The following is a 26826-nucleotide window of genomic DNA, read 5'->3' on the forward strand; positions in this document are numbered from 1 at the left end:
TTATTTCGGCGTGGTTACCGTAGCACCCTGAAAGCGCTTACTGAAAGCGCATTCAGGGCCGGTTCCCCCTCCTCACCGGGGTCGTCCGGCCCTGCCGACGGCACGCGCCTACCCAGCGGCTGAGTACCCGGAAACCGCCGGCCAGCCAGGGAGAACGGAGGGTCATGGCCGCGCAGAGCACCATCGAGCAACGGGAGCGCACCGCTCCCGCCGGCGCCACCGCGTCGGCCACCCGCCGCCCCGGCGGGGCGGGCGCCGGCCTGCTCCGGTTCGCCCGCAACACCTGGCGCCCGGCCGCGGTCCTCGTGGCCATCCTCCTCGTCTGGTGGATGGTCACCGCCGCGGACCTGGTGAAGCCCTACCTGGTTCCCTCCCCCGGCACGACGCTGGACGTCGTCCTCGCCCAGCCGGGTTACTTCGCGCACCACACCTGGATCACCACCTACGAGACGGTGCTCGGTTTCGCCATCGCCATCGTGGTCGGCGTGCTCTCCGCCGTCGTCATGGTCTACTCGCCCACCGTCGAGAAGAGCCTCTACCCGCTGCTGCTGTTCGCCCAGGTCATCCCGAAGATCGCGATCGCGCCGCTGTTCATCGTGTGGCTCGGCTTCGGGCTGTCACCCAAGGTCGTCGTCGCGGTCCTCATGGCCTTCTTCCCCATCGTCATCTCCACGGTCACCGGCATGAAGTCGATCGACCCGGAGATGCTGCAACTGTCGGCGACCATGGGCGCGGGCCCGGCCCAGACGTTCCGGAAGATCCGGTTCCCCGCCGCCCTGCCGCACCTGTTCGCCGGCCTGAAGGTCGCCGCCACCATGGCCGTCACGGGCGCCGTCGTCGGTGAGTTCGTCGGCGCCAACGAGGGCCTCGGCTACGTGATCCTGCAGGCCAACGGCAACCTCGACACCCCGACCCTCTTCGCCGGGCTGATCATCATGTCGCTGCTCGGCGTCGTCCTCTTCGTCGTCGTGGAACTGCTGGAGTACCTCGTCCTGCCGTGGCACGCCAGCCGCCGCACGGACTCCGCCACCACCACCCTGTGAACAGGAGAACCCTCGGATGAAGTTGCGTACTCTCGCCGCCGCGCTCCTGCCGGCACTCCTTCTGGCCACCACCGCCTGCGGCTCCTCCTCCGACGAGCAGGAGAAGAACGCCCAGGGCCTCGACAAGGTCACCCTGACCCTCAACTGGTACCCGTACGGTGAGCACGCCCCGTTCTACCTGGGCAAGAAGCAGGGCATCTACGCCAAGCACGGCATCGACCTGACCATCCAGGCCGGCCAGGGCTCACAGAAGACCGTGCAGGCCACCGCCGCCGGGCAGACCGACTTCGGCTGGGCCGACACCCCGGCGCTGCTCTCGGCCGTCGGCCAGGGCATGGACGTCAAGAGCGTCGGCGTCTTCCTGCAGACCACCCCGTCGTCGGTGCAGTTCTTCACCGACAAGAACGTGGCCTCCCCCGCCGACCTCAAGGGCAAGACCATCGCCTCCACGGCCGGCGACGCGCTGAGCAAGACTTTCCCGGCGTTCCTCAAGACCAACGGTCTGGCCGCCACCGACGTGACCCTGCAGAACACCGACCCGGCCGGCAAGATGGCCGCCGTCATGTCGGGCAAGACCGACGCGCTGCTCGGCTTCGCCACCGACCAGGGCCCGACCATGCAGGAGAAGGCCGGCAAGCAGGTCTCCTACCTGAAGTTCGCCGAGCACGGCCTGAACTTCTACAGCAACGGCCTGATCGCCTCAAGCGACACCATCAAGAACAAGCAGGACCTGGTCAAGCGCATGGTCGCCGCCAGCAGCGAGGCGTGGACCGCCGCCGAGAAGGACGCCGCCGGCGCGGTCGCGGCGATGGCCGGCGCCTCCCAGCAGCTGCCGTCGGAGAAGGTGCTGACCGACCAGTTCAACGCCACGCTGCAGCTGCTGCACACCGACGCCACCAAGGGACAGGCCCCGGGCGTCAACGACGAGGCCGACTGGCAGAAGACCATCACCGTCTTCGCCGATGCGGGTGTGATCACCAAGGCGGAGTCGCCGTCGGCGTACTGGGACGCGAGCTTCGCTCCGAAGGGTTGATTTCGATGACGGTCGGCAACACCACCACGCAGCGCTCCGCGGACGCCACGGGGACCGGCGCCACGGTCGAGATCGATGAGGTCGCGGTCCGGTTCCGCACCAAGAAGAAGGACGTCACGGCGCTGCGCGACGTCTCGCTCCGGATCGAGCCGGGCGAGTTCGTCGCCATCGTCGGCGCCTCCGGCTGCGGCAAGTCCACGCTGCTCAAGCTGGTGTCCGGCCTGCTGCGGCCCTCGTCCGGCCAGGTCCGCCTGCACGGCGAGGACGTGCGGGGGCCGCGGCGCGACATCGGGTACATCTTCCAGCGCGCCGCCCTGCTGGAGTGGCGCACGGCCCGGCGCAACATCCTGCTCCAGGCCGAGATGCGGGGCATGCCCAAGGCGCAGGCCCGCCAGCGCGTCGACGAGCTGATCGCCATGACGGGGCTGACCGGCTTCGAGGACGCGTACCCGAACGAGCTCTCCGGCGGCATGCAGCAGCGCGTGGCCCTGTGCCGTGCGCTGCTGCACCGCCCCCCGGTGCTGCTCATGGACGAGCCGTTCGGTGCGCTCGACGCCCTCACCCGCGAGCAGATGAACGTCGAACTGCGGCGGATCTGGCGGGAGACCGGCACCACCGTCCTGCTGGTCACCCACTCCATCGCCGAGGCGGTCTACCTGGCCAACCGGGTGATCGTCATGACCCCTCGACCCGGCACCGTCGCCGAGGTCATCGATGTCGACCTCCCCGTCGAGCGGGACTACGGCCAGACCATGTCGGCGCCGGAGTTCGCCCGCGCCACGGGACGCATCCGGGACCTGCTGGGTGCGACGACGACCGCCGAATAACCACTGGAAGGACACACACGTGGAGCGCACGTCAATCGGGATCATCCTCAACGGGGTGACCGGCCGGATGGGGTACCGGCAGCACCTGGTCCGGTCCCTGCTCGCCATCCGCGAGCAGGGCGGCCTGCCCGCCCGCGACGGCAGCCGCATCTGGCCCGAGCTGACCCTGGTCGGCCGCAACGAGGCCAAGCTCGCCGAGATCGCCGCCCGGCACGGGCTGACGTCGTACACGACCGACCTGGACGCCGCGCTCGCCGACGACTCCCACCAGATCTACTTCGACGCGCAGGTCACCGCGCAGCGGGAGAAGGCGATCCGGGCGGCCATCGAGGCCGGCAAGCACATCTACACCGAGAAGCCGCTCGCCGAGGGGCTCACCGGCTCGCTGGAACTGGCCCGGCTCGCCGCCGCCAAGGGCGTCAAGAACGGCGTCGTGCAGGACAAGCTGTTCCTGCCCGGCCTGCGCAAGCTCAAGCGGCTGGTCGACAGCGGCTTCTTCGGCCGGATCCTGTCCGTGCGCGGCGAGTTCGGCTACTGGGTGTTCGAGGGTGACTGGCAGGACGCCCAGCGGCCGAGCTGGAACTACCGCGCCGAGGACGGCGGCGGCATCACCGTGGACATGTTCCCGCACTGGCACTACGTCCTGGAGCAGATCTTCGCCCCGGTCACCGCGGTGACCGCGCACATCGCCACGCACATCCCCGAGCGGGTCGACGAGACCGGCCAGACCTACCGGGCGACCGCCGACGACGCCGCGTACGGCATCTTCGAGCTGGCCGGCGGCATCACCGCGCAGATCAACTCCTCCTGGGCGGTCCGGGTCTACCGGGACGAGCTGGTCGAGTTCCAGGTCGACGGCACGCACGGCAGCGCCGTGGCCGGGCTGCGCGAGTGCCGCATCCAGCACCGCGGTGCCACCCCCATGCCGGTGTGGAACCCGGACCTGCCGGTCACCGAGCCCTTCCGGGCGCAGTGGCAGACGGTCCCCGACAACGAGGACTTCGACAACGGGTTCAAGATGCAGTGGGAGGCGTTTCTGCGGCACGTCGTCGACGGCGAGGCGTTCCCGTGGGACTTCATGGCCGGTGTGCGGGGGGTGCAGCTCGCCGAGGCGGGGCTCCAGTCCGCCCGGGAGGGACGGCGGGTCGAGATCGAGGAGATCCGGCTGTGACCGTCCGCATCACCCTCCCCCGCCCCGACGGGGGCGCCGCGGAGCTGACCCTGCGCGAGCCGGCCGGCTGGCAGCGGCCGGCCACCCCGCCGGCCAGCCGGATCGCGTACGCCGCGGCGCACGTGGTCGCCGACCCGCACGCGGACAACGCGCCCGGCCGGCCCGCCCGGCTGGACTGGGACGCCACCCTGGCCGTCCGGCGCAACCTCTGGTCCTGGGGTCTCGGCGTCGCCGAGGCCATGGACACCGCCCAGCGCGGCATGGGGCTGGACTGGGCGGCCACGCGGGAGCTGATCCGGCGCAGCGCCGCCGACGCCGCCGCCTGCGGCGGGCGCATCGTGGCCGGGGCGGCCACCGACCAGCTCACCGGCCTGCCCGACACCCTCGACGAGGTCGTCAGCGCGTACGCCGAGCAGGTCGCCTTCGTGCAGGAGTGCGGCGCTGTCCCCGTGGTGATGGCCAGCCGGCAGCTCGCCGCGCTGGCCACCGGACCCGACGACTACCTGAGCGTCTACGAGCAGGTGCTGCGGGAGACGTCGACGCCGGTGGTGCTGCACTGGCTCGGCGACATGTTCGACCCGGCCCTCGCCGGCTACTGGGGGTCGACCGATCTCGACGAGGCGACCAAGACGTTCGTGGCGCTGGTGCAGGCGCACGCCGACCGGATCGACGGCGTGAAGGTGTCCCTGCTCGACGCCGAGCGGGAGGTGCGGCTGCGCGAGCTGCTGCCGCCCACCGTCAAGGTCTACACCGGCGACGACTACCACTACCCGGAGCTGATCGCCGGTGACGGCCGCCGGTTCAGCCACGCGCTGCTCGGCGCGTTCGCGGCCGTCGCGCCGGCCGCGTCGGCGGCGCTGCAACGCCTCGATGCCGGTGACCCGGCGGGCTTCCGGGCGATCCTGGACCCCACCGTGCCGCTGTCCCGGCACGTCTTCGCCCCGCCGACGCAGTACTACAAGACCGGCATCGCCTTCCTGTCCTGGCTCAACGGCTTCCAGCCCGGCTTCACCATGGTGGGCGGCCTGCACAGCGGGCGCAGCGTGCCGCACCTCGTGGAGGTGTTCCGGCTCGCCGACGCCGCCGGGCTGCTGCTCGACCCGGACCTGGCCGTCGCCCGGATGCGCCGCTATTTGTCGGTGGCGGGGGTGTCGGCGTGAGCGCGAGGAGTGAGCCGGTCCTGCGAGCCCCGCAGGCGCGAACGGAAGGAAACACGGTGAGGGCCGTCGACCCCCGCCTGGCGAGGTTGTCGCTGAATCAGCGCACCACCGAGTCGTGGTCGGTGCGGGAGGCCGTCGAGGGCTGCGTCCGCGCCGGCATTCCGGCCATCGGGTTGTGGCGGGAGCCGGTGGCCGAGATCGGGGTGGCCGCTGCCGCGAAGCTCGTCGCCGACGCGGGACTGCGGGTGTCGTCGCTGTGCCGGGGCGGCTTCCTCACCGCCGGCGGCGAGGCCGGCCGGGCCGCGCTGGAGGACAACCGGCGCGCCATCGACGAGGCCGCCGGCCTGGGCACGGACTGCCTGGTCATGGTCGTCGGCGGGCTGCCGCCCGGCTCCCGCGACCTGATCCGCGCCCGGCAGCGGGTGGCCGACGCCCTGGCCGAGCTGGCCCCGTACGCGGGCGAGCGGGGCGTGCGCCTGGCCCTGGAGCCGTTGCACCCGATGTACTGCGCGGACCGCGCGGTGCTGTCCACCCTGGGGCAGGCCATCGACCTGGCCGAACCGTTCCCGGTGGCGCAGGTGGGCGTCGTCGTGGACACCTTCCACATCTGGTGGGACCCGGACGTCTGGCGGCAGATCGCCCGGGCCGGCGACCGCATCGCCAGTTTCCAGGTCTGCGACTTTCTCACCCCGCTCCCGGCCGACGTGCTGCTCGGCCGCGGCATGATGGGCGACGGGCACATCGACTTCCCGCCGTTCCGGCGGGCCGTCGAGGAGGCCGGCTACACCGGCGACACCGAGGTGGAGATCTTCAACGCCGAGGTGTGGGCGACCGACCCCGACGAGGTCCTCGCCACCATGAAGGACCGCTACCTCCAGCTCGTGCTCGCCGACTGATGCGCGTCGTCGTCGCGCCCGACTCGTTCAAGGGCTCGGTCGCCGCCGGCGACGCGGCCCGGGCCCTCGCCCGCGGCTGGCTGGCCCACCGGCCCGGCGACGACGTACGGCTGCTCCCCCTGGCCGACGGCGGCGAAGGCACGGTCGACGCCTTCGCCGCGGCGCTGCCGGACGCCGAGCGCCGGACGACGGTCGTGCCGGGGCCGGACGGCCGGCCGGTCGACGCGGCGTGGCTGCTGCTGCCGGACCGGACCGCCGTGCTGGAGCTGGCCCAGTCCAGCGGGCTGCCGCTGCTGGCCTCCCCGGATGCGCTCGGCGCGCACACCTACGGGCTGGGCGTGGTGGCGCGGGCCGCCCTCGACGCCGGGGCCACCCGCCTCGTCATCGGACTCGGCGGCTCCGCGTCCACCGACGGCGGCACCGGCGCGCTGCGCGCCCTCGGGCTGCGGCTGCACGACGACCAGGGCCGGGAACTGCCGCTCGGTGGCGCGGCGCTGGCCGAGCTGGCCCGCCTCGACACCACCGGCCTGGCGCCCCCGCCGCCCGGCGGCGTGCACCTGCTGGTCGACGTGACCGCGCCGCTGACCGGCCCGGCCGGGGCCGCCGCCACCTACGGACCGCAGAAGGGCGCCGGCCCGGAGGCCGTGGCGCTGCTGGACGCGGCGCTGGGCCGGTTCGCCGGGCTGGCCGGCGGTGCGCCGGACCAGCCCGGCGCCGGCGCGGCCGGCGGCACGGCGTACGGTCTCGCGGCGCTGTGGGACGCGCGGATCGCGCCGGGCGCCGCGACGATCGCCACGCTGGTCGGGTTGGGCGACGCGCTCGCCGGCGCGGACCTGGTGCTCACCGGCGAGGGACGCTTCGACGACACCTCGCTGACCGGCAAGGTGGTCGGCTCGCTGCTCGACGCGGCCGCGGCCGCCGGCGTACCCGTGGCGGTGGCCGCTGGGCAGGTCGCCGGACGGGTTCCCGGGTCGGTGGCGGCGGCGGTGTCCCTGGTGGAACTCGCCGGCTCGATCGACGCGGCTATGGACGACCCGACGACGTGGCTGGCCGAGGCCGGCGAGGCGCTGTCCCGGCGGCTGACCCGCTGAGGGGACCTGATCCTCGTCGCATCCGCGCCGTTGCGGTGCTCGCTCGCTTCTGGGCAGAGCTGTCAGGAGTAGCGGAATTCAGCCGGCGACACTGTTGCGGTGCCGCAGGTCGATGGCGTTCCGGCGCATTCCACCCAATGGTCCGTCCCGGCCATGACCCGGTAACCGTGCGGACTCTTGAAACCCGTCGTCCGGAAGGGCCGGCCGTGGTTGGTCACCTCGACATTCTGCGACTCGCCGCCCACGACGAGGTTGAGATCGATGACCCATTCCACCGTGCCCCTGGTGGTGGCGGTCAGCTCGAAGACCTCGGTCTCTCCCTTTTCGAGGGTGAACCCGAAGAGCGGCAGCCGGCCGTCCACCTTGGCGGCGTACTCGGCTGACGGTTCTGCCGCATCCAGATCCATGGCGACCTGCCGCGGCGTGACGGTGCCCTGCCCGCCGCCGCAGGTCAGTGAGGCGCCGCCCGGGTCAGGGGTCGCCGAACGCCTGATGACGCGTGCGCGCATCCCCTCGATGAGCACGCCCTTGTCGGAAGCGCCCTGCACCACCAGCCGCACCCTGGTGGCCTCCTGATCCACCCCGCCGTTGCCGTGCGCCCAATCCACGATCGAGGGGCAGTCGAGCGGAGGACGTGTGGCGGGACGTGCGTCCGTGGGCATGACGAACGAGAACACGTCGTTGCCCCAGGCGGGCACGGTGGCGGGGTTGCTCACCACGTTGACCGCGACGGGCCGCTCGTCCTGCGGGTCGAGCATCTTCGGCACATAGATGCCCGCGGCGGCACCGATGACAGCCAGGACGGTGCCGCCGACCACGAACCACCATCCCTTGCTGATGGACTGCAGCACCCGCCGCCGCGGGCTCAGTTCCTGCCGCGGGGCAGGATCTTCACGCGGACGCCGTCGGGTATCGACCAGACCTGCCCGCCCTCGCCTCCGTCGAGCAGCAGCCATTTCCCGTCCTCCGTGAAGTGCGGCTCCACACCGAAATACCGCAATTGATAGTCCCCGTTGAGCGGCGGCCGCTCAGGCAGCGTCCAGACCCGCTGCTCGCGCCGGCCGGCCACCTCCCACAGGGACAGCTTGTTGTCCGGAATCACCAGGGCCACCAGGCTTCCGGCACGGTTGACCGCGCCCGTGTCCGCTCCGCAGCCGCACGGCACCCAGGTGAGCTTCTGGCTTTCCACCGCCCAGTGCAGGAATCCGTCGCTGCCGGCGGCCACGACCTGCTTCCCGTGGTCGAAGACGGCGAGCGATCCCGAATACCAGGAGGACCCCGGATCGTTGGACACTTCTATCTCCGGCGGCACCGGTGAGGTGGTCCATTTCCCCGTCGCCACATCGACCACCACAAGGCGTCCGTTGCGAACCTTCTGGTAGTCCTCCCGGCCGACCAGGTAGGCGCTGTCCGCTGAGAAACGGATGCTCTCCACGGGCGGGGTGAACAGGGCCTTCGGCCGCCTGGTCGTCAAGTCATAAAGGATCACGGTATCGGGGTCGGCTACGGCGAGATAGTGTCCGTCCGGCGAGAAGTCCGCGCCGAGCATTCGCTCCACAGCGGTGCCGAATCGGCCGAACTCTTCGCCGTCCCGGGTGACCACAATCCATTCGTTGACATGCTTCGCTTCGAATCGCCCGTCCTGGCTGACAAGATGATCGAGCTGACGCCAGGACAGGTCGAAGGCCTCGGCAGGCAACGTGATCGACGGCGGTGACGCCTGGGTGGTGACGATCGGGTCGGAGCCGTCGGAGGTCGCCTGCTGGGGAGTTGGCTGGCATGCCGCCAGGCAGGCCAGCACCGCGACCCCCGCAACCAATCTCACCGGCGCTCTCCCCCGAAATCGCCACACACCTTCGCAGTACCTTATAGAACCTTGTCAAGGTCAGGATCGTCAGTCGATCCTGGTGCGCAGGCTCCGGGCCAGGGTGGGGATCATCACCGCGGCGGGGACGAGGTGTAGCCCGAGGAGGGCGGCGGCGGTGGCGGTGTCAGCCCCGGAGAGGAGGGGCGGGACCAACGAGAGCGCGGTCAGCGACGCTGCCGTCCACACGAATCGCTGGGCGGGGCGAGCGCTCCACCGGAGAAGTGCGACGGCGATGACGATGCCCACGACCGAGAAGAAGCCGGTCACGACGGCGAACCCGGGCAACGGGATCGTCTCGCCACCGTCGGGGATCTCGAAGTCGACGCCGACGGCCCGGGCGAGCGCGGCGGCAAGGGTCGTGGCCACCATCGCCGCGAGCGTGGCGATGAGGCCGGTGACGGCGAGCCCGCGGAATCGGTGGGTGTGACCGGTCCGGGCCGGCGCCGGGTCTGCGACGATCCCGGGCTCAATGCTGCTGTTCATGTCGTTCCTCCATTGATCGGGAGTGGGGGTGAGGATGCGCACCGTCGCCGTGCGACGGCCGGGGTTGCGCAGGGCGCGGACGCCGGTGCCGTGGAGCCAGAAACCGGAGTCGCGTCCGAGGACCGGCCCCGGCTCGCCGTCGCGCAGCTCCAGCTGCACCCGCCCGCGGGTGACGACGCCGAACGCGTCGTACCACTGGGCCGCGACGACCGCGACACGCGCGCCACCGCGCAGCGTGAGCGTCCGCACCGGGGCTACTCCGTGCCGTCCGCCGGCAGGCGCTCCGGCAGCCCGAGCCGCGGGAACTGGTCGTTGTGGAAGATGGTGATCTCGGTGATCGCCCCGCCGGTGACGCGCAGGACGTCGATGGTCAGCGGCAGGTACGCGTTCTCCCGCTCCCGCCAGTGGTAGAAGGCGACGGCGGGCTGCCGGTTCACGGACGTGGGCACGCCGCGCAGGCCCGTCATGCGGTCGAAGCCGTCCTCGATCCAGTCGTTCACCACCGCGTCGCGGCCGACCTGCAGGCCCGGCGTGGGCGGCATCGAGCAACGGACGTCGTCCCGCAGCATCGCGGCGAGCGCCGGGATGTCCGTGGCCACGCTGGCCGCGGTGAAGCGGTGCACCAGCTCGCGCGTCCCGGCGTCCTCTTCGCTCCCGGTCCAGTCCTGCCGCTCGGCGGGCAGGTGCTCCCGCATGCCGGCGCGGGCCCGCTGCAGCGCGCTGTTCACGGAGTTGACCGAGTCCCCGAGCAGCTCCGCGACGTCCCTCGCCGGCCAGCCGAGCACGTCCCGCAGGATCAGCACTGCCCGCGGGCGCGGCGCGAGGTGCTGGACCGCGACCAGGTACGCCAGCTCGATCGTCTCCCGCGCGACGGCGACGGTCTCCGGCTCGTCCGCGTCGCCCGCGGGCAGCTCGTCGAGCAGCCGGTCCGGGTAGGGCTGCAGCCACCGCACCTCGCCGCCGGTCGCGGGCTCCGGGCGGCGCTTGGCGAGCAGGTCCAGGCAGGCATTGGTGGCGATCCGGTACAGCCAGGCCCGGAACGTCGACCGCCCCTCGAAGGTCTCCCGCCGCCGCCAGGCCCGCAGGAACGTCTCCTGCACGGCGTCCTCCGCGTCCTCGAACGACCCGAGCATCCGGTAGCAGTGCACGTGCAACTCCCGCCGGTGCCGCTCCGCCAACCCCGAGAACGCCGGCTCGCCGACCTCGCCCAGTCCGCTCACGCCCAGCTCCTCCAGCCGCGTGTCCGCACTCATCACGTCATCCTTCCGTCTCGTCGTGTCCCGCCGTAGGTGTGACGGCTGCGGGCGCGACAACTCATCACCCGGGTCGGTCGGCAGGGTTGGTCCAGAGACGGATCAGGTGGCGGGGGCACACCGCGCGGTGCGGCGAGGAGAGGGGCCCACGGGCACGGCACGAGGTCGACAGGGCGGTCTTGATCTTGGAGATCAGACCCGGTTCACCTGGGAAGATGCGCGTCCGGCCGCCCGCCGAACGCCCAGTTGTGCACCTCGATGTCGGCGTACCGGTCCGGGGTCAGGACGGTGCGCGCCTCGTCCGCGTCCCGCGCCTCGATCAGCGCCGCCGTGCCCAGCCACGTGGCGCCGTCGTCGGAGAGCAGCGGCCCGTACGCGATGAGGTCGTGCCGGTCATGCGGCGCGGCGAGGTCGGCGGCCTGACCCGCGCCGAGGCCGAGCACCAGGTAGCGGTTGCCGCCGGTCCGGCCCCCGGGGAAGTCCCACATGGTGCGCCCCAGCAGGTTGCGCCACCGGCGCAGGAGCACGTCCCGGTAGGCACCGGCCTGGTAGTTGGGCTCGTCGAAGGCGAACGCCCGGGCGGCGGCGGGACCGGGCAGATTGTGAACGGGGCGGCGGGCTGCTCGCCGCCGACGACGCGGCCCGGGCCCTGGCCAACGGCTGGCTGGCCCACCGGCCCGGCGACGACGTACGACTGCTTCCCCTCGCGGACGGCGGCGAAGGCACCCAGGCGCGCTGTGCGCGCTCGGGCCAGGTCAGCGCCGAGAAGCTCGACGAGCCCACCGAAGCGTTCGCAGACGTCCGATCCGATGCCCGTGACGATGGGGATCGACGGCTCCCAGATCTGCAGGACATCCATGCCGCGCGTGGTTTCGGTTCACCCCTGGCGGCGATCCGCCCGCCCTCCATGACCGGAGGTGCCGCTTGAGGACCCATCCGTGGAGGCCGGGACACGCACGCCCGCGACGAGATGGCGGACGACCTCGGGATCGCCGGTGATGACCGCGCCGGCCGCTACGAGCCCGGCCAGGTCCTCGCCGCCGAAGGCGGCGAGGAGGGCGTCGGTCGTGGTGAGCAGGACGGCGTCCGGCTCTTCGGGTGGCTCGTGGGCCACCTCGGCGCCCGCCGGCGTGAGGCGGACGCCGAACAGCCCGGCAGGACCGTGGTCGCGTAGTTCGATCCGGAGTGTCACCTCGGGCTGCTCCGGCGTCGGCACGAAGAAGGTGCGGATGGTCAGCATGGCGCTGTCCGCGCTCACGAAGAGCTGTTCCGCGGTCGGCGGGGCGGCCAGCGCCCAGGTGCCCAGCGCGACCACGATCGGCTCGAGGCCCCGACCCCACGCGGTCAGCTCGTAGACCCGCACATTGCCCGGCGGAGGCAGCTGCCGACGGCGTACGACGCCCGTGTCGGCCAGCTCGCGCAGCCGGTCGGACAGGGCGTTCGGGCTGGCGGTCGGGAGCGCCTGCTGGAGGTCGGTGAACCGTTTCGGCCCGAGCAGCAGCTCGCGCACCACGAGCAGCGACCACCGCTCCCCGACGATGTCGAGACCGCGTGCGACACCGCAGGCCTGCCGATAGCCCCGCTGGGTTGGCATGGACACCTCTCTTTCGTACTTGCTCGATCCTAGCAGTCGCTATTACGCTCATAGCGATCGATCCCGAGGAGGAACCCATGACCACGCCCGCGACACCCCCGCTCACCGACCGCGAGACCTGGCAGAAGCAACTCGACGAACTCCGGCGCCGCGAGAAGGCGCACACGCGTGAGGGCGACGCCATCGCCGCGGCCCGCCGGCGGCTGCCGATGGTCGAGGTCGATCCGGCCACCCACCTGGTCGGCGCCGACGGCCCGGTACCCCTGCTTGACGTCTTCGAGGGCAGGACCCAGCTGTTCGCGTCCTACCACATGTGGCACACGGGCAGGCCGGCCGCCGACCAGTGCGAGGGCTGCACGTTCTTCACCGGTCAGGTGCTCGAGCTGTCCTACCTGCACTCGCGCGACATCACGTTCGCGGTCTTCTGCCAGGGGCCGTTCGAGGAGACCTCGCGCTATCGCGACTTCATGGGCTGGCAGGCGCCCTGGTACTCCGTGCCCGCGGAGTCGCTCGACTCCCTCGTCGCCGGTCGCGCGTTCGGAATGAAGGCGTGCTACCTGCGCCAGGGCGACCGGGTGTTCGAAACCTACTGGACCACCGGGCGGGGCGTCGAGGCGATGGCACCGTCGTACGGGTTGCTCGACATGACCGTCTACGGTCGCCAGGAGGACTGGGAGGACTCGCCGGAAGGCTGGCCGCGGCGCTTCCGGACCGACGGCGACCAGTTCCGGCTCGACGGCCGGCCAACCTCGCAGTGGTCGCGCCTCGCCGCCGGCCGTGACGACGACCTGGGCGCCACGGCACCCATGGGCAGCGAGCACCGTTGCTGCCACTGAGGTTCGGTGACACGCCGCTGTGCGCGGGACGTCACCCACGGTGATCGGTGTTGACCCTCTCCGAAGGTTGTTGACGGTGGCTTTCGGGGGCGGCGGCCGTCTTTCACCTGCTCCGGTGCCTGCGCCCACCCGCTGCGTGGCTCTCGCTCGTGGCGGAGCATCGACTCTCCGAGATGTTGCACCTGGTCATGGGCCTATCGATGATCGCGATGATCTGGCCGTGGCCGTAGGTGTGCGGCAATCCCTCGTTCGATCATGGAATGGGCGCGGCCTTCCCGCACACGCCGAAAAATGGCTGGTCGGTGTGACGGCGGGCCGGTAACGTCCGTCGCGCCGTGACACTGCCTGAGGAGGTGAGACCCGTGAACGTTTGTATCGATGTGGGTGCTCCCCTCGTCGTCACGGACCGGCTACTGACGTAGGTGTCGCCGGGAGCGCCCTGAACAATGGCGATCCCGAAGGGCACCAACTTATGAATCCTGTGGAATTCAGCCAGGCCGTGCTGATTTCGCGCGTTGCACCCGGTCAATGGCATGCGCTGGAGGACGACCTCGTGGTCGGCCGCGGCGAGGCGTCGCGCCGGCCCGATGGGCGGATGTTCGTCAGCATCGACGCCTGGCACGCCGCAGCCTTCGACCGGCTGGCCGAGGTCATGCTGGCGGCCCTGCGGAGGCCGCTGCACACGGTGGTCGACGAGACCGACCTCGACCTGACCGCGCAGTGGCAGCGGACCGGCTTCACGATGCGGCGCCGCGAGTGGGAGTACTCGGTGCCCACTGACCCAGGCGCCACGGGCCTCGACCCGGCTCGACCGCCGTCCGGCGTGACGATAAGGGCCTTCGGCAGTGCGGAGGAGGCTCCGCTACGCGCCCTGGACCGCACGATCCGCGACGAAGTCGAGGCCGGCCCTGGATGGCAGGACATGCCGGCCGAAGTATTGGCCCGCCCCGTGTTCGACCCGTCGAGATACGCCGTGGCGGCACAGTCCGGCCAATACGTGGGTCTGCTGCGGGTCGCGACGGTGACCCGGCTGCCACGCATAGGGCTGATCGCCGTCCGGGCCGACCGTCAACGCCGCGGCATCGCCCGGGCGTTGCTGGCACACACGCTGGGCGCGCTGCACGTCATCGGCAAGGAGAGGGCATCGGCCGAGGTGACCGAATCCAACATGGCCGCCACGGCCCTGTTCGAGGGCATCGGCGCCCGGCGCGCCGGCAGCAACCTCGAACTGATCCTCCGCTGACCGCGAACGAGAGGAGGCGCTGACTATGGCAAGAACATCAAACGGCATCGAACTTGAGGGCACCGTCCTCGAATGCCTGCGCAACGCCACCTTCAGGGTGGAACTCCAGAACGGCCACAAGGTGCTGGCACACATCAGCGGAAAAATCCGTAAGAACTACATCAAGATCCTTCCGTACGACCGGGTGCTCGTAGAGCTGAGCCCTTACGACCTGACCCGGGGCCGAATCGTCTTCCGCTACCGCAGCTAGCGCCGTTCCCAGCGGTGCGGGCAAACCGCCTCCGGGCCGATCGCCCGCACCGCTGGATCCGCCTTCAGCTGCCCACAGGCCGGACCCGCAGCCTGGCGGCGGCACGAGCGACCGTGCCGACCGCGGGCGCGCTGCCGGATCGAGCCGTTTGTCCTGGGCGGGGCGAACACCGGTCCGGGTGACGTGCGCGCACGTGGGCCACTCCATGCCACCCCAGGTGAACCCACAGGGCGCGAGACTCGACCCTCGCGCCCTCGTGGCTCAGGGGGTCGAGCAGCGGTTTCTCGATCCGCCCGTCCTCGGCACTCGTATCGTCGCCAGCAACGCCGCGCTCGTCCGGCCCTACCTCGGGGCGGTGCTGCCGACGCTGGTGGTCACCGGACTGCTCACCTCCCTGCGCCTGGTACAGAACATGGTGGAGAACGAGCTGGATCTCGCGCGGATCCAACGCATCCGGGCGTACTACCACCGTCGGCTGGCCGGCGAGCACGACTTCTTCATCGACGCGGTGCAGGGTGCGGGCATCAGTCGGGTCGGCGCTGCTGGCCTTCGCCGCCCAGGTCGCCTACCTCAACCGCGCGTCGATTTCGCAACCCGGGTAGGGATCACCCCGGCGGCGGTGCCCACCGCGATCACGCCGGCCGTCTCGGCCACCGAAGCGCCGGAGGGGACGGCGGCACCCGGCCGCCGTCCCCTCCGCTCCTCGACTCAGGCCGGGGAGCCCGTCACGGTGAACTGACGGGTACGGCCGATGTTGTCGAAGGAGCCGAAGCCGACCCGACCGGAGGTGAAGGTGGTGTCCTTCGCGGTGAGCAGCGGGTCCTTGTGCCCGTCGACGTAGACGGCGATCTCACCGGTGGCGGGCAGGTGCACGACCCGCACCCTGTGCCAGTCGGCGTCGGTGATCGCCGGGTTGGCGCCGCGCGAGCGCCCGTTCCACTGGTGGTCGATCCGCTCCCGGTCGGCGTTGTTCACCTTGAAGATGCCGTTGTGCGGGTAGATCGTGTTGTCGGTGGACAGGTGCGCGTAGTAGTACTGCGTGTCGGACTGCCAGCCGAAGACGATGATCACGTCCCGGTTGGTGACCTCCACCGGCTCGTCGAGGCGCACCCGGGCGTCGATCTGGACCGAGGACCAGGCCGGTCCCTTGTCGAGGATGGCGTACTCGAACGGGCGGCGCGGGCCGGGGCGGCTCACGCCGGCCTCCGCGAGGATCACCTGGTCGCCCTCGAACCGCCACTTCGACGGGGTCACCGGCGTCCAGTTCTCCGCGCCCGCGGTGTGGACGACCTTGGTGTGGCCCACCTTGCCCTCCGCCACGGTCTTGGTGTCGACGACCTTCCAGATCTTGCCGTTGGCCTTGGCCAGGATGTAGAGCTCACCCGCGGCGTCGGTGCCGAAGCGCAGGTCGACCCGGTTCGGGTCGCCGGGCGCGCCGGGGCTGGACAGGTCCTGCATGCGTACCAGGTCACCGGCGGTGGTGTACAGGGCGAGCCGGTGGATCGTGGCGAGGCCGGCGCCGCGGCGCATCTCGTTCGCCTCGGTGTAGAGCACCCGGCCGTCGACCAGGTCGCCGAAGACGTACTTGCCCTTCAGTGCGGGCACGGCCTTCCCCCGGTAGACGAAGCCGCCGGCCACTGCGACGCCGACGTCGGAGGTGCAGTTCCAGTTCGCCGCCGGGTCGTGGTCGTACGCGGCGACCGGGTAGGTGTAGCCGTACTTCGCGTCGTCGGCGGGCAGCGGGTAGAGCTTGTCGCAGGGGTTGGTCGCGGTCTTGTCGAAGACCCAGTTGCCCTCGCGCTCGCTCCAGCCGAAGTTGTCCCCGGCCCGGACCTCGTAGATGGACTCGATGGCGTGCTCGCCGATGTGGCCCAGGAACATCCGGCCGGTTGCCCGGTCCCAGCTGAACCGGTGCGGGTCGCGGAAGCCGACCGCGTAGATCTCACCGAGCGCGCCGTCGCGCCCGACGAACGGGTTGTCGGCCGGGATGCCGTACCGGCCGTTGGGGGCGTTGGTGCCGCGCGGGTCGATGCGCAGCAGCTTGCCGTGCGGCATGCCCATGTTCTGCGGGTCGCCGTTGCGGTAGCCCTGGCCGCCGTCGCCGACGGCGAGGTAGAGCATCCCGTAGTCGGGGTCGCCCGGCTTCGCGGTCGGGTTGAAGTTGATCTCCTGGACGCCGTGGATCTGGCCGCCGAAGCCGATCCGCAGCACCTCGCGGTGGGTGCCGGCGAAGGTGTCCGCGGCCGGGTCGCTGGCCGTCCACTCGGTGATGACGGCCTGGTAGATGGTGTTCGGCTGGGCGTAGTCCGGCGTCCGGGTGGCCAGCGACGCCTGCTCGGTGTGGATCGTGTAGAAGCGGCCGTTGCGCCCGAACTCGGGGTGGAAGGCGACGTACCCGAAGCCCTGGCCCAGGCCACGGCCGGAGAAGAACTGCGGCGCGAAGGTGGCCGCCACGTCGAGGTAGACGTGCGGCGTGCCGTTCTCCACGAGGTACAGGTTGCCGTTGAGGTCCGGCACGGCCCGGCGGCCGGAGCCGTCGGGCAGCTCGCTGATCGTGTTGATGCGGGCCTTGCGCACCAGCCGCGCGTCGACCGGCGCGGGGTTCGGGGTGGACTGCGGGAAGCTGGCGTACTCCTGCAGCACCAGCCCCAGGTGCGACTGGACCTGCGACTCGGGGATCGGGTCGTAGACGGCGCCGTCGGCCCGGGCGGGCCCGGCGACCAGGGTGGACAGGACGAGGGTGGCGGCAGTGACCCCGGCGGTGACTGCGGCTCTGCGGAGCCTGCCGGTGCTGCCAGCGCGAATGAACACGCGGTTCTCCTTCTCGGTGGGACGGTCCGAGGAACGGTCAGCGGGCCATGTAGCGGTACTGCTTGGCGATGTCGCCCGCCGGGATCACGCTGTCGAGGAACATGAGGCCGTCCATGCGGCAGTCGCACGGGTTGCGTTCCAGGTTGTTCTGCGGGAAGCTGCCGCCGATCTTGATGCCGCGGGAGTCGGTGGCGCTGGTGACGTGCGGGCCGGGGCCGTTGAGCTGCCACGGGTCGCCGGCGGTGGTGTAGAAGCCGTCGACCGGCTCGCCGTTGCGGTAGAGCGCCATGGTGCCGCTGGTGAAGTCGTAGGTGGCCGCGAGGTGCACCCACTCACCCTTCGGCAGCAGGGTCCGCCAGTCCTCGTTGGCTGCGAAGGTCTGCGAGGCGCCGCCGTCGACGCGGCGGCCGAGGGCGACCAGGCGCAGCTCACCGCTCACGTCGATGAGTTCCAGCAGGGCGCGCACGCCGTGCCCGTCGGAGTCGCCGGTCAGCACGCCGGCCAGGCCGATGGCGTTGAACCGGTCGGTCGGGTTGGCGGTGGTGGAGTTCAGCGCCGGGCCGTCCATCTCCCGCTTGAACCAGCCCATCACCGTGGTGCCCTCGGCGCCGCTGAACGCGCGCAGCGTGCGGACGCCGCTGGAGGACCAGATGCCGGCCTTCCAGTCGTCGTTGCCGGCGGCCTGCGGGTTGACCTGCCGGGTCTGCAGCGCGTCGCCGCTGCCCTTGTACGCCCGGTCGGGCACCCGCATGGCCGCGCCGCCGTTGACCAGCTCGATTTCGGTGCCGGACCGGCCCAGGTCCCGCTCGAGCGCCGGGTCGCCGACCACCGGGTGGTCGAAGTCGTAGAAGGCGACCAGGTGCTGCCGGAGGGCGGGGTGGACGTCGTGCGGTCCGGGCCGGTCGGCCTGGGCCGGGCTCGCCGCCGCGGTCAGCGCCAGCGTCAGCAGGGCGGTGGCCGCGACGGCGGCCCGTGGGTGTCTTCTCATGGGGAGGTGCTCCCTTCGTCGGTGCGGTGGTGGCGGTGACGAAAGCGCTTACGCCGGGCGTGGATCGGTGCCCGGATGTGGAGTCGGGGTGTGTCGGGACAGGACGGTCCGCCGTGGGGCCGGCCGGATGGCCGAGGCGGCGCCGCGCTTACGAAAGCGCTTACGTAAGCGCTTTCGTACCCTATGCTGTGCGCTACGCCACACGCAAGAGCACGGCGCGGATCAATGCCTGCCAGGAGTTCCCATGCCCCGACCCGGACCACGGTTGCGCCTCGTCGACGTGGCGGAACGCGCCGGCGTCTCGCTGGCGACCGCCTCCCGCGCCCTCGCCGGCCGGGAGGGTGTCAGCGAGGAGGTGGCCCGGCACGTCCGCCAGGTCTCCCTGGAACTCGGGTACGTGGCCAACCCGTACGCCCGCACCCTCGCCGGCGGCGCCAGCACCACCGTCGGCCTGATCGTGCACCAGATCGACGACCCGTACTTCTCCGAGATCGCCAGCGGCGTGCTCCAGGTCGCCGCCGAGGAGGGCCTGCTGGTCCAGATCGCCCACTCCGGACGCGACCCGGAGAACGAGCTGCGCCAGTTGCGGCACCTCATCGCCCAGCAGGTCGGGATCATCCTCATCGCCGGCTCCGGCTACGACGACCCGCGCGTGGAGGCCGAGGCGCGCGCCGAACTCGCCGGCTTCCAACGGTCCGGCGGGCGGGTCGCCGTCATCGGACGGCACGCCCTGGGCGTCGACGCCGTGGTGCCGGACAACGAGGCCGGGGGCCGCGACATCGGCGCCCACCTGCTGGGCCTCGGCCACCGGCGGATCGCCGTCGCCGCCGGCACCCCCGGCCTGACCACCGTGGCCGACCGGCTCGCCGGGGTGACCGCCGCGCTCGCCGCGCACGGGCACTCCCCCGACGACCTCGCCGTCGTCCACTCCGACTTCACCCGCGACGGCGGCCGGGTGGCCACCGAACGGATCCTGCACCACCACCCGGACCGCACGGCGATCATCGCGCTCAACGACGCGATGGCCATCGGCGTGCTGTCCGTGCTGCGGTCGCGCCGCATCCCGGTGCCCGAGCACGTGTCGGTGGTCGGCTTCGACGACGTGTCCGTCGCCGCCGACCTGGCGCCCAGCCTCACCACCGTCCGGCTGCCCATGACCGAGATGGGGCGGATGGCGCTGACCCTCGCGCTGAAGCCCCGGTCGACCCGGCCGCGACGACGGTCCACCGGTCACACGCTGATCGTCCGCGACTCCACCGGCCCGGCGCCCACGACCGGCGGCTGACCGGACCGGTGCTGCGACACTGGTGCCTCGGACGGAAGCAGCGGAGGAGCGCGGCCATGCGGGCAACCACCGTCGTCAACCTGAAGGGCCACCGCGACGACCCGGCGTACGCCGACGTGGTCTACGTCGGGCGGGCCATGTCCCGCGGCGGCTGGCGGCTGCCGCAGTCCCCGCTGTCCAGCCCGTACCGGCCCGGCCCGGACGGCACGCGGGACGAGGTGATGGAGAAGTACCGGGCGTACCTGCTCGGCCGGCCCGACCTGCTCGCGCTGCTGCCCGACCTGCGCGGGCGCCGCCTCGGCTGCTGGTGCGTGCCGGAACGCTGCCACGCCGAGGTGATCGCCGAACTCGCCGACGCGCCGCCGTCCGCCTGATCCGGCGCCGCGTGGCTCAGCCGAGCTTCTTCCGCAGGGTCTCGAACGCCAGGTCCGGCCGCAGGGGTACGCCGAACCGCTCGTCACCGTACGGGAACGGGCTCAGCTCGCCGGTGCGGACGTAGCCGCGCCGCTCGTACCAGGCGATCAGGTCCTCCCGCTGCGTGATCACGGTCATCCGCAGCTCGCCGCTCTGCCACTGCTCCCGGGCGTGCCGCTCGGCCTCGGCCAGCAGGTCCCGGCCCAGCCCGCCGCCCTGTCGCCCCGGGGCCACCGCGAACATGCCGAAGTAGACATGGTCGTCGCGGCGCTCCAACTGGCAGCAGGCGACGATCCCCGTGCCGTCCTCGACGACCAGGACCGTCCCGCCCGGGCTCGACACCGCCTCGGCCACCATGGCCGGGTCGGTGCGCTGCCCGGCGAGCAGGTCGGCCTCGGTGGTCCAGCCGGCCCGGCTCCGCTCCCCCCGGTACGCCGACTCGACCAGGTCGACGAGGGCGGCCACGTCGGCGGGACGGGCGGTGCGGACGGCGCGTGGGCTGGTCATCGGCGGTCTCCACGGTCACGACGGTCTACCGGATCAGCGTACGCAGCCCACCGGCCCGGGGAACGCCGGCCCGGCGGCGGGGCGGCCGGGACCGCGCGGGGCGTGGTTGACTGCCGGCATGCAGCTGCGCGTCGGTGAGCTCGGCCTGCCCGCCACCCTGGACCTGCCGGCCGGGCCGGCCCGCGGCGGCCTGGTGGTGCTGCACGGCTCGCACGCCGGCGAGCGGTCCCATTTCCTCTACGAGCACCTGGCCCGGCTGCTGCCGCCGGCCGGGATCGCGGTGCTGCGGTACGACCGGCGTCCCCGGGTGGACGGCCACGACGTGCCACTGGCCGCGCAGGCCGACGACGCGGCGGCGGCCCTGGACCTGCTGCGCGGGCAGGTCGGGGACGTTCCGGTCGGACTGTGGGGGTTCAGCCAGGGGGCCTGGGCGGCGACCCTCACTGCCACCCGACACCCGGTCGACTTCCTCGTGCTGGTCGGGTGCAGCGGGGTCAGCCCGGCCGCGCAGATGCGCTACGGCACCGCGGAGCAGTTGCGCCGGTACGGCTACGGCGAGGCCGACCTGGCCGAGCTTGACCGACTGCGCGGGATCGCCGAGGGGTTCCTGCGCGGCACGGTGCCCCGGGCGACCGCCCAGGCGGAGCTGGACGTCGCCGGGCGGCGACCCTGGTTCCCGCTGGCGCACCTGCCCCGCGAGCTGCCCGACACCCCGGACACCTGGATCGACATGGACTTCGACCCGGAGCCGGTCTTCGCGAAGCTGTCCGGCCCGGTGCTGCTCTGCTACGGCGAGACCGACGGGTGGACGCCGATCGAGCAGAGTCTGGTGGTGTGGCGGCGCGCCGCACGCGACGCGGAGCTGACCGTGGCCCGGCTGTCCGGCTGCGACCACGCGCCGACCCTGGACGGACGCAACGACCTGACCGGCGTCAGCCCGGAGTACGAGCACGTCCTGCTGGACTGGCTCGGGCGCCGGCTGCCGGAGCGCCGGGCCGTGCGGTGACGGCCCGGCGTCCGCCCGGTCAGCCGTGCTTCTGCTGGCAGGGCACGCAGAAGCGGGCGTGCGGCAGCACCTCCAGGCGCTCCACCGGGATCGGCGCGGCGCACCGCTCGCAGCGGCCGTAGCCGCCGTCGGCCATCCGGCGCAGCGCGTCGCCGATCTGCCCGAGGCTCTGCCGGGTGGCCGCGATCAGCGCGGCCCGCGTGTGCGCCTCGCCGGGGTCTCCGGTGTCCGCGGTCAGCTCGGTCAACCGGGCCGTCTGCGCCGCGAAGTCGTCGGTCAGCGTGGCCCGCAGCCGGGTGAGCCGGTCGTCGTGCAGGTCGGTGCCCATCTGGATCCCCTTCCGGGAAAAAGAAAAAGGCCGAAGCCGGATGGCTTCGCCCTGGGTGGCCGTACGCGGATGAAGGGGTATCCGGGTGGGCCACGGTCGGTGGGGATCGGGCTCGGCAGGCCGTGGATGGGCGCGACGGAACGGCTGCCCGCCGGACGGGCGGGCACGGCCTCGGGACGCCGGCGCCGGGCAGCGGCGAACGCCGCCGTGGTGACGGCGGTCGCGGAGAGCCCGGCCGGGTACATCCGCCCACCATAGGCCAGCCCAGGCGGTTCGCCAACGACTTTGCCCCACGCCTCCGCCCCGGCGCGCAGCCTCGCGTCTGCCAGGATGGGCCGGTGGAGTTCGAGACCTACCGGGGTGAGTTGATCGCCTACTGCTACCGGATGGTGGGCTCGTTCCACGAGGCCGAGGACCTGGTGCAGGAGACGATGCTGCGGGCTTGGAAGGCCCGCGACCGGTACGACGACGCCCGCGCATCGGTACGGACGTGGCTGTACCGCATCGCCACCAACGTGTGCCTGACCGCGCTGGAGGGGCGTGCGCGGCGGCCGTTGCCGTCGGGCCTGGGCGCGCCGAGCCACGACCCCGGAGCGCCGCTCGCGCCGGCGCTGGACGTCCCGTGGCTGCAGCCGTTCCCCGACGCGCGGGTCGACGTCGAGGTCCGAACGGGCATCCGGCTCGCCCTGGTGGCGGCCATGCAGGCGCTGTCGGCCCGCCAGCGGGCCGTGCTGCTGCTGCGCGATGTGCTGCAGTTCAGCGCCGCCGAGGTCGCCACGCAGTTGGGGACGACGGTCCCCGCGGTCAACAGCGCGCTGCAACGCGCCCGCTCCGCGCTCGCCGAGGTCGGCGATATCGACGAGGTCAGCGAGCCGGACGATCCGCGGGTGCGCGCGGTGATCGACCGGTACGTCCGAGCGTTCGAGGCGGCGGACGTGCCGGCGCTCGTGCGGCTGCTGACCGACGACGCCGTGCTGGAGATGCCGCCGGTGCCGCTCTGGTACCGGGGCAGCAGCGACTACGGCCGCTTCATGGACCGGGTGTTCCAGCTGCGCGGGACGGGCTGGGCCGTGACCCGGCTCACCGCCAACGGGCAACCCGCGCTCGCCGCGTACGCGCCGCAACCTGGTGGCGGGCACCGGTTGCACACGCTCCAGGTTCTCACCGTCGCCGGCGGTCTGGTCGCGGGCAACGTCGTGTTCGCCGACCCGGCCGTGCTCACCGCGTTCGACCTGCCGCAGATTCTTTCCGACGGGTTCCGCCCGCCGCGATGAGTCCGGCCGGCGCCGCCGGTATGTGCCGGTGAGCGTCGACCGAAGGGACATCCGCCGTGAGCGTCATCGTCATTCAGTTCATCACCCTGGACGGGATCGTGTCCGACCCCGACGGGTCCGCGAACACGCCGACCGGCGGCTGGGCGTTCCGGTACGGCCCGGAAACCGTCGCGGGCGACAAGTTCCGCCTCGGCAGCGCGCTGGACGACGGCGTCATGCTGCTGGGCCGCACCACGTGGCAGCTGTTCTCCCGGATCTGGCCGGGCCGCGACGACCCGTTCTCCGCGCGGATGAACGCGGTGCCCAAGCTGGTGGCCTCCCGTACCCTGACCGACACCTCGGCGTGGGCGAACTCCCGGCTCGTGGAGGGCGATCTCGTCGACGTCGTGAAGCACGAGCCGCGGGACGTCGTCGTTACGGGCAGCCTGAGCGTGGTGCGAGCGCTGAGGGCCGAGGATCTGATCGACGAGTACCGGCTGCTCACCTTCCCAGCCGTCCTCGGCACCGGCGAGCGGCTCTTCCCCGCCGGCGGCCCGCCGGCGGACCTCGAAACCGTGTCGGTCGAGCGCGTCGGCGCAGCCGTCCTCACCCGGTACGGCAGGGCCGCACCCGGCCACCGACGGTGATCCGGTGCGGGCCGTGCGCGTCAGCCTCAGATCGCCGTCCCCGGTGGCGACTTCAGCAGCGCCGCCGCCTCGGACAGGTATCCGCCGCGCCCCGACCGCAGGGCGGCGGCGGCCATCCGGACCAGGTCGATGTTGACGCCGGCCGCGCCGCTCGGGTCGTGCACCTTGAGCCGCACGTCCAGGCTCACCTCGGTGCCACCCCAGCCCTGCGCCTCGACGTTGAGGTGGGCGATCTTCTGCGACCCCAGGTGCGGAAGGTATCCGAGCGGGGCCATCTCGACCCGGTCCGATCCGACCGCGTTCGCCTTGGACCGCTGCTTGGTGTTCGGGTTCTCCACGAGGTTACGGAAGTCCTCGGTGCCACCGAGATTGACCTGGTAGGAGCTGACCAGGGTGAGGCCGCGCTCCGCGAGCAGGCGCAGCAGCGCGTGATGCACCACGGAGGTGCCGAACTGGCTGGCCAGGTCGTCGCCGAGCAGCGGCAGGCCGGCCGCCTCGAAGCGTGCGACCCAGGAGGGGTCCCTGGCCACGCCGTCGGACGTGGTGTTGACGAACGCCACGCCGGCCAGCAGCGCCGCCTCTGCGTAGGCGCGCGCGGTGTCCGGCCGGCCGCTCGGCGCGGAGTAGAGCAGCACCTCGGCGCCCTTCAGCGCGTGCGCCACCCGCTCGACCTCCGTCGCGTCCACGAGACCACGCTGCACCGTCACGCCCGACGGCGGCAACTCGGCGTCGAGCCGGGGGAAGTTGTTGCGCGGCAGGAAAATCGCCTCGTGCAGGTCCCGGCCCACCTTGCCGTCGGAGATGGCGAACGCCGCCACCACGTCGACGTCCCCGACGCTCAGGCCCGCCAGCTCCGGGCGGTGGACGCCCACGAGGCTGCCGGCGCGGCGGTAGAAGTTGATCCCCTGTACCAGGGCCGACGTGTTGTTGCCCACGCCGACGACGGCGACCTTCGCGCTTTCGATCATGGCTGGAGGCTACCCGGACGGCCCGCTCGTCATGATCCGCGGCTTCGCCAGGTGAATCCCGGTGGCCACCGGGCAGTCCCGCCGGTCACGGGTCGCGACCGCCCTATGCTCGGGCCCATGGCGATTCAGCGGATGGACCACGTCGGCATCGTCGTCGACGACCTCGAGGCCGCGGTGGCGTTCTTCGTCGAACTCGGCATGGAGCCAGAGGGCGAGGCGCCGATCGAGGGACGGTGGGTGGACCGGATCAACGCCCTCGACGGCGTCCGGGTCGACATGGTCATGCTGCGGACCCCGGACGGCCACGGCAAGGTCGAGCTGACGAAATTCCGCTCGCCGGCCGCGGTCAGCGCCGAGCCCGCCGTCGCACCGCCGAACACGCTGGGCCTGCGCAACATCATGTTCGCCGTCGACGACATCGACGACGTCATCGCCCGCCTGCGGACCCGCGGCGCCGAACTCGTCGGCGAGGTGGTGCAGTACGAGGACTTCTACCGGCTCTGCTACGTCCGTGGGCCCGAGGGCATCATCGTCGCGCTGGCCGAGCAGCTCGGCTGACGCCACCGAGGAGGCCCCGCGGCGGCGGCACGGTCAGTGGTCGGGGGTGGTCGGGCCGGAGTCGGCCACCCAGGTCGGATGGGCCGCGACGAACGCGGCGACCGTGTCGTCGCGTACCGCGTGCAGCAGTTGCACGCTGGTCGGGCTGAGGATCTCGGCGCTGCCGACGCCCGGAACGGTACGGCTGTTGAAGGTGCCGCCGTTGGTCTTGAGGGTGGTGATGGCGTCGGGGTGGACACCGCGCATGGCGAACGCCCAGTCGGCGAGCGGGATGCCGCCGTCGTCCACGGTCATGGTCCGCCCGACCGCCGACAGCAGCCCGGGCAGTTTCGTCGGCGAGTCCAGTCCCTGGCTGACCACCTGGGTGAGCACGGCCTTGACGAACTGCTGCTGGTGGCGCTGCCGCCCGTAGTCGAAGTCGTGGTTGGCCAGCAGGTCCCGCTGCCGGACGAAGTCCAGCGCCTGCGCGGGGTCGAGGCAGTGCTGGCCCTTCGTGTAGACGTTCGGGGTGACGCCGGGGATGCGGTGGTTGACCGTGCCGTCCGGGTTGATCGCGTACGGCGCGGCGGGCTTGCCGGCGGCGTCGTGCCCGACGTGGATCGAGGTGGTGGTCTCGTCGATGTACATGCAGACGTGGCCGAGCACCTGGACGATCTTCTTGAAGCCCTGGAAGTCGATGATCCCGCCGGCGTCGGGGGTGATGCCGGTCAGGTCGCGGACGGTCAGCGCCAGCAGTTCGAAGCCGTGCGAGAGCGCCGCGGAGCCGGTCAGCCCCCGGCTGCCGAACGCGAAGGCAGCGTTGATCTTGTTCTGCCCGCCGCGGAACGGCGTGGCCCCGTTGTCGTACGCGGGGATGGTGACCAGCGAGTCCCGGGGCAGCGAGACCAGGTACGCCTGGGTGTGGTCGGCCGGGATGTGCAGCAGGATGATCGAGTCCGCGCGGGTGAGCTGGCTCGGATCCTGGTTCGGGCGGGTGTCGACGCCGACGAGCAGGATGTTCTTCGCCCCGGTGATCGTCCGGTGGTGCTCGCTGGGCGCCGCGGCGGCGCCGAGGAGGTTCTGCCGGGTGACCTGGCCGGTGGCGGCGTGCAGCAGGTAGGCGCTGCCGCCCAGCGCCACCCCGCTCAGCGTCATCAGCGTCGTGCCGACCGCCACGCACCACCGGGCCCAGCGGGGCCAGGGCCGCCGCGCGGACCGGCGCGGCGGGACCGGACCGGCCGGGCCGGCGGTGATCGGGTACGACACCGTGTGATCTCCCAGGTCAGAGGGGGTGGCGGGCCGGTCCAGGGTATGCCGGGCCCGCCACCCCCTCTG

General features: G+C 72.0%; 30 protein-coding genes. 18 read left to right on the top strand and 12 right to left on the bottom strand.

The window, feature by feature from the left end; genetic code table 11:
• The first annotated feature begins 164 nt into the window (after positions 1-164).
• From F8274_RS11900 to F8274_RS11930, 7 genes are read left to right on the top strand one after another with little or no spacing between them, the layout of a single operon-like run.
• Complete coding sequence (locus F8274_RS11900; RefSeq protein WP_151462358.1) at positions 165-1043, top strand: ABC transporter permease; 879 nt, start codon at positions 165-167, stop codon at positions 1041-1043.
• A gap of 16 nt (positions 1044-1059) precedes the next feature.
• Positions 1060-2076 (top strand): ABC transporter substrate-binding protein, encoded by a 1017-nt coding sequence (locus F8274_RS11905; RefSeq protein ID WP_151462359.1) that lies wholly within the window; start codon positions 1060-1062, stop codon positions 2074-2076.
• Between the two features lie 5 nt (positions 2077-2081).
• Complete coding sequence (locus F8274_RS11910; protein ID WP_151462360.1) at positions 2082-2903, top strand: ABC transporter ATP-binding protein; 822 nt, start codon at positions 2082-2084, stop codon at positions 2901-2903.
• A gap of 19 nt (positions 2904-2922) precedes the next feature.
• The gene (locus F8274_RS11915; RefSeq protein ID WP_151462361.1) at positions 2923-4074 is read left to right on the top strand and encodes a Gfo/Idh/MocA family protein; all 1152 of its coding nucleotides are present in this window, start codon (positions 2923-2925) and stop codon (positions 4072-4074) included.
• Complete coding sequence (locus F8274_RS11920) at positions 4071-5234, top strand: dihydrodipicolinate synthase family protein (RefSeq protein ID WP_151462362.1); 1164 nt, start codon at positions 4071-4073, stop codon at positions 5232-5234. The genes F8274_RS11915 and F8274_RS11920 overlap by 4 nt, the downstream gene beginning before the upstream one ends.
• A 56-nt stretch (positions 5235-5290) precedes the next feature.
• Entirely contained in the window at positions 5291-6130 is an 840-nt protein-coding gene (locus F8274_RS11925) for a sugar phosphate isomerase/epimerase (RefSeq protein ID WP_151462363.1), read from the top strand.
• Complete coding sequence (locus F8274_RS11930; protein WP_151462364.1) at positions 6130-7221, top strand: glycerate kinase; 1092 nt, start codon at positions 6130-6132, stop codon at positions 7219-7221. The genes F8274_RS11925 and F8274_RS11930 overlap by 1 nt, the downstream gene beginning before the upstream one ends.
• Before the next feature lie 62 nt (positions 7222-7283).
• On the opposite strand, the gene F8274_RS11935 is transcribed toward F8274_RS11930, so the two are convergent.
• From F8274_RS11935 to F8274_RS11955, 5 genes are all read right to left on the bottom strand, one after another.
• On the bottom strand, positions 7284-8072 hold the full coding sequence (locus tag F8274_RS11935; protein WP_151462365.1) for a hypothetical protein: 789 nt from the start codon (positions 8070-8072) through the stop codon (positions 7284-7286).
• Positions 8073-8086: 14 nt separating this feature from the next.
• On the bottom strand, positions 8087-9046 hold the full coding sequence (locus F8274_RS11940) for a WD40 repeat domain-containing protein (RefSeq protein WP_151462366.1): 960 nt from the start codon (positions 9044-9046) through the stop codon (positions 8087-8089).
• A gap of 69 nt (positions 9047-9115) precedes the next feature.
• Positions 9116-9820: a DUF6069 family protein gene (locus F8274_RS31920; protein WP_151462367.1), complete on the bottom strand. Its 705-nt coding sequence runs from the start codon at positions 9818-9820 to the stop codon at positions 9116-9118.
• Between the two features lie 5 nt (positions 9821-9825).
• Positions 9826-10824, bottom strand: a complete 999-nt coding sequence (locus F8274_RS11950; RefSeq protein WP_151462368.1) for an RNA polymerase subunit sigma-70 — start codon at positions 10822-10824, stop codon at positions 9826-9828.
• 203 nt (positions 10825-11027) lie between these two features.
• On the bottom strand, positions 11028-11351 hold the full coding sequence (locus tag F8274_RS11955; RefSeq protein WP_225853742.1) for a hypothetical protein: 324 nt from the start codon (positions 11349-11351) through the stop codon (positions 11028-11030).
• A 137-nt stretch (positions 11352-11488) separates the two neighbouring features.
• Here F8274_RS11955 and F8274_RS11960 point away from each other — a divergent pair, with 137 nt between their 5' ends.
• A complete protein-coding gene (locus tag F8274_RS11960) occupies positions 11489-11752 on the top strand; it encodes a hypothetical protein (protein WP_370518222.1) in 264 nt (87 codons plus the stop codon).
• Here the strand turns inward: F8274_RS11960 and F8274_RS11965 are convergent.
• Positions 11702-12418 carry a helix-turn-helix domain-containing protein gene (locus F8274_RS11965; RefSeq protein WP_151462369.1) on the bottom strand — a complete coding sequence of 239 codons (717 nt, stop codon included), beginning with the start codon at positions 12416-12418 and terminating at the stop codon, positions 11702-11704. The two genes, F8274_RS11960 and F8274_RS11965, sit on opposite strands and share 51 nt — an antisense overlap.
• Before the next feature lie 77 nt (positions 12419-12495).
• Between F8274_RS11965 and F8274_RS11970 the strand changes: the two genes are divergently transcribed.
• From F8274_RS11970 to F8274_RS11985, 4 genes are all read left to right on the top strand, one after another.
• Positions 12496-13254: a DUF899 family protein gene (locus F8274_RS11970; protein ID WP_151462370.1), complete on the top strand. Its 759-nt coding sequence runs from the start codon at positions 12496-12498 to the stop codon at positions 13252-13254.
• 472 nt (positions 13255-13726) lie between these two features.
• Positions 13727-14497, top strand: a complete 771-nt coding sequence (locus tag F8274_RS11975) for a GNAT family N-acetyltransferase (protein WP_151462371.1) — start codon at positions 13727-13729, stop codon at positions 14495-14497.
• A 25-nt stretch (positions 14498-14522) separates the two neighbouring features.
• Positions 14523-14747 carry a translation initiation factor IF-1 gene (infA, locus tag F8274_RS11980; protein ID WP_151462372.1) on the top strand — a complete coding sequence of 75 codons (225 nt, stop codon included), beginning with the start codon at positions 14523-14525 and terminating at the stop codon, positions 14745-14747.
• Between the two features lie 256 nt (positions 14748-15003).
• Positions 15004-15486, top strand: a complete 483-nt coding sequence (locus F8274_RS11985; protein ID WP_151462373.1) for a hypothetical protein — start codon at positions 15004-15006, stop codon at positions 15484-15486.
• Here the strand turns inward: F8274_RS11985 and F8274_RS11990 are convergent.
• Entirely contained in the window at positions 15456-17558 is a 2103-nt protein-coding gene (locus F8274_RS11990) for a sorbosone dehydrogenase family protein (protein ID WP_151462374.1), read from the bottom strand. The two genes, F8274_RS11985 and F8274_RS11990, sit on opposite strands and share 31 nt — an antisense overlap.
• A 37-nt stretch (positions 17559-17595) precedes the next feature.
• Positions 17596-18546, bottom strand: a complete 951-nt coding sequence (locus F8274_RS11995) for a LamG-like jellyroll fold domain-containing protein (protein ID WP_151462375.1) — start codon at positions 18544-18546, stop codon at positions 17596-17598.
• A gap of 244 nt (positions 18547-18790) precedes the next feature.
• Here F8274_RS11995 and F8274_RS12000 point away from each other — a divergent pair, with 244 nt between their 5' ends.
• Both F8274_RS12000 and F8274_RS12005 read left to right on the top strand, forming a co-directional pair.
• A complete protein-coding gene (locus F8274_RS12000; protein WP_151462376.1) occupies positions 18791-19831 on the top strand; it encodes a LacI family DNA-binding transcriptional regulator in 1041 nt (346 codons plus the stop codon).
• Positions 19832-19887: 56 nt separating this feature from the next.
• Positions 19888-20205, top strand: a complete 318-nt coding sequence (locus tag F8274_RS12005; protein WP_151462377.1) for a DUF4326 domain-containing protein — start codon at positions 19888-19890, stop codon at positions 20203-20205.
• Positions 20206-20221: 16 nt separating this feature from the next.
• Here the strand turns inward: F8274_RS12005 and F8274_RS12010 are convergent, their stop codons facing one another.
• On the bottom strand, positions 20222-20752 hold the full coding sequence (locus F8274_RS12010) for a GNAT family N-acetyltransferase (RefSeq protein ID WP_151462378.1): 531 nt from the start codon (positions 20750-20752) through the stop codon (positions 20222-20224).
• 118 nt (positions 20753-20870) lie between these two features.
• Between F8274_RS12010 and F8274_RS12015 the strand changes: the two genes are divergently transcribed.
• Complete coding sequence (locus F8274_RS12015; RefSeq protein WP_151462379.1) at positions 20871-21758, top strand: S9 family peptidase; 888 nt, start codon at positions 20871-20873, stop codon at positions 21756-21758.
• Positions 21759-21777: 19 nt separating this feature from the next.
• Here F8274_RS12015 and F8274_RS12020 read toward each other — a convergent pair whose 3' ends face one another.
• Entirely contained in the window at positions 21778-22086 is a 309-nt protein-coding gene (locus F8274_RS12020; RefSeq protein ID WP_151462380.1) for a TraR/DksA C4-type zinc finger protein, read from the bottom strand.
• A 338-nt stretch (positions 22087-22424) separates the two neighbouring features.
• Here F8274_RS12020 and F8274_RS12025 point away from each other — a divergent pair, with 338 nt between their 5' ends.
• Entirely contained in the window at positions 22425-23360 is a 936-nt protein-coding gene (locus F8274_RS12025; protein ID WP_151462381.1) for a sigma-70 family RNA polymerase sigma factor, read from the top strand.
• 56 nt (positions 23361-23416) lie between these two features.
• Positions 23417-23986, top strand: a complete 570-nt coding sequence (locus F8274_RS12030; RefSeq protein WP_151462382.1) for a dihydrofolate reductase family protein — start codon at positions 23417-23419, stop codon at positions 23984-23986.
• 26 nt (positions 23987-24012) lie between these two features.
• Here the strand turns inward: F8274_RS12030 and F8274_RS12035 are convergent, their stop codons facing one another.
• Positions 24013-24954 carry an inositol-3-phosphate synthase gene (locus F8274_RS12035; RefSeq protein ID WP_151462383.1) on the bottom strand — a complete coding sequence of 314 codons (942 nt, stop codon included), beginning with the start codon at positions 24952-24954 and terminating at the stop codon, positions 24013-24015.
• Positions 24955-25071: 117 nt separating this feature from the next.
• On the opposite strand from F8274_RS12035, the gene F8274_RS12040 reads away from it, so the two are divergent.
• Positions 25072-25512 carry a VOC family protein gene (locus tag F8274_RS12040; protein WP_225853743.1) on the top strand — a complete coding sequence of 147 codons (441 nt, stop codon included), beginning with the start codon at positions 25072-25074 and terminating at the stop codon, positions 25510-25512.
• Between the two features lie 33 nt (positions 25513-25545).
• Here the strand turns inward: F8274_RS12040 and F8274_RS12045 are convergent.
• Positions 25546-26826, bottom strand: a 1281-nt coding sequence (locus F8274_RS12045) for an LCP family protein (protein ID WP_370518220.1), incomplete at its 5' end; no start/stop codon positions are given.

The organism is Micromonospora sp. AMSO31t (assembly GCF_008868175.1).
Taxonomy (GTDB): domain Bacteria; phylum Actinomycetota; class Actinomycetes; order Mycobacteriales; family Micromonosporaceae; genus Micromonospora.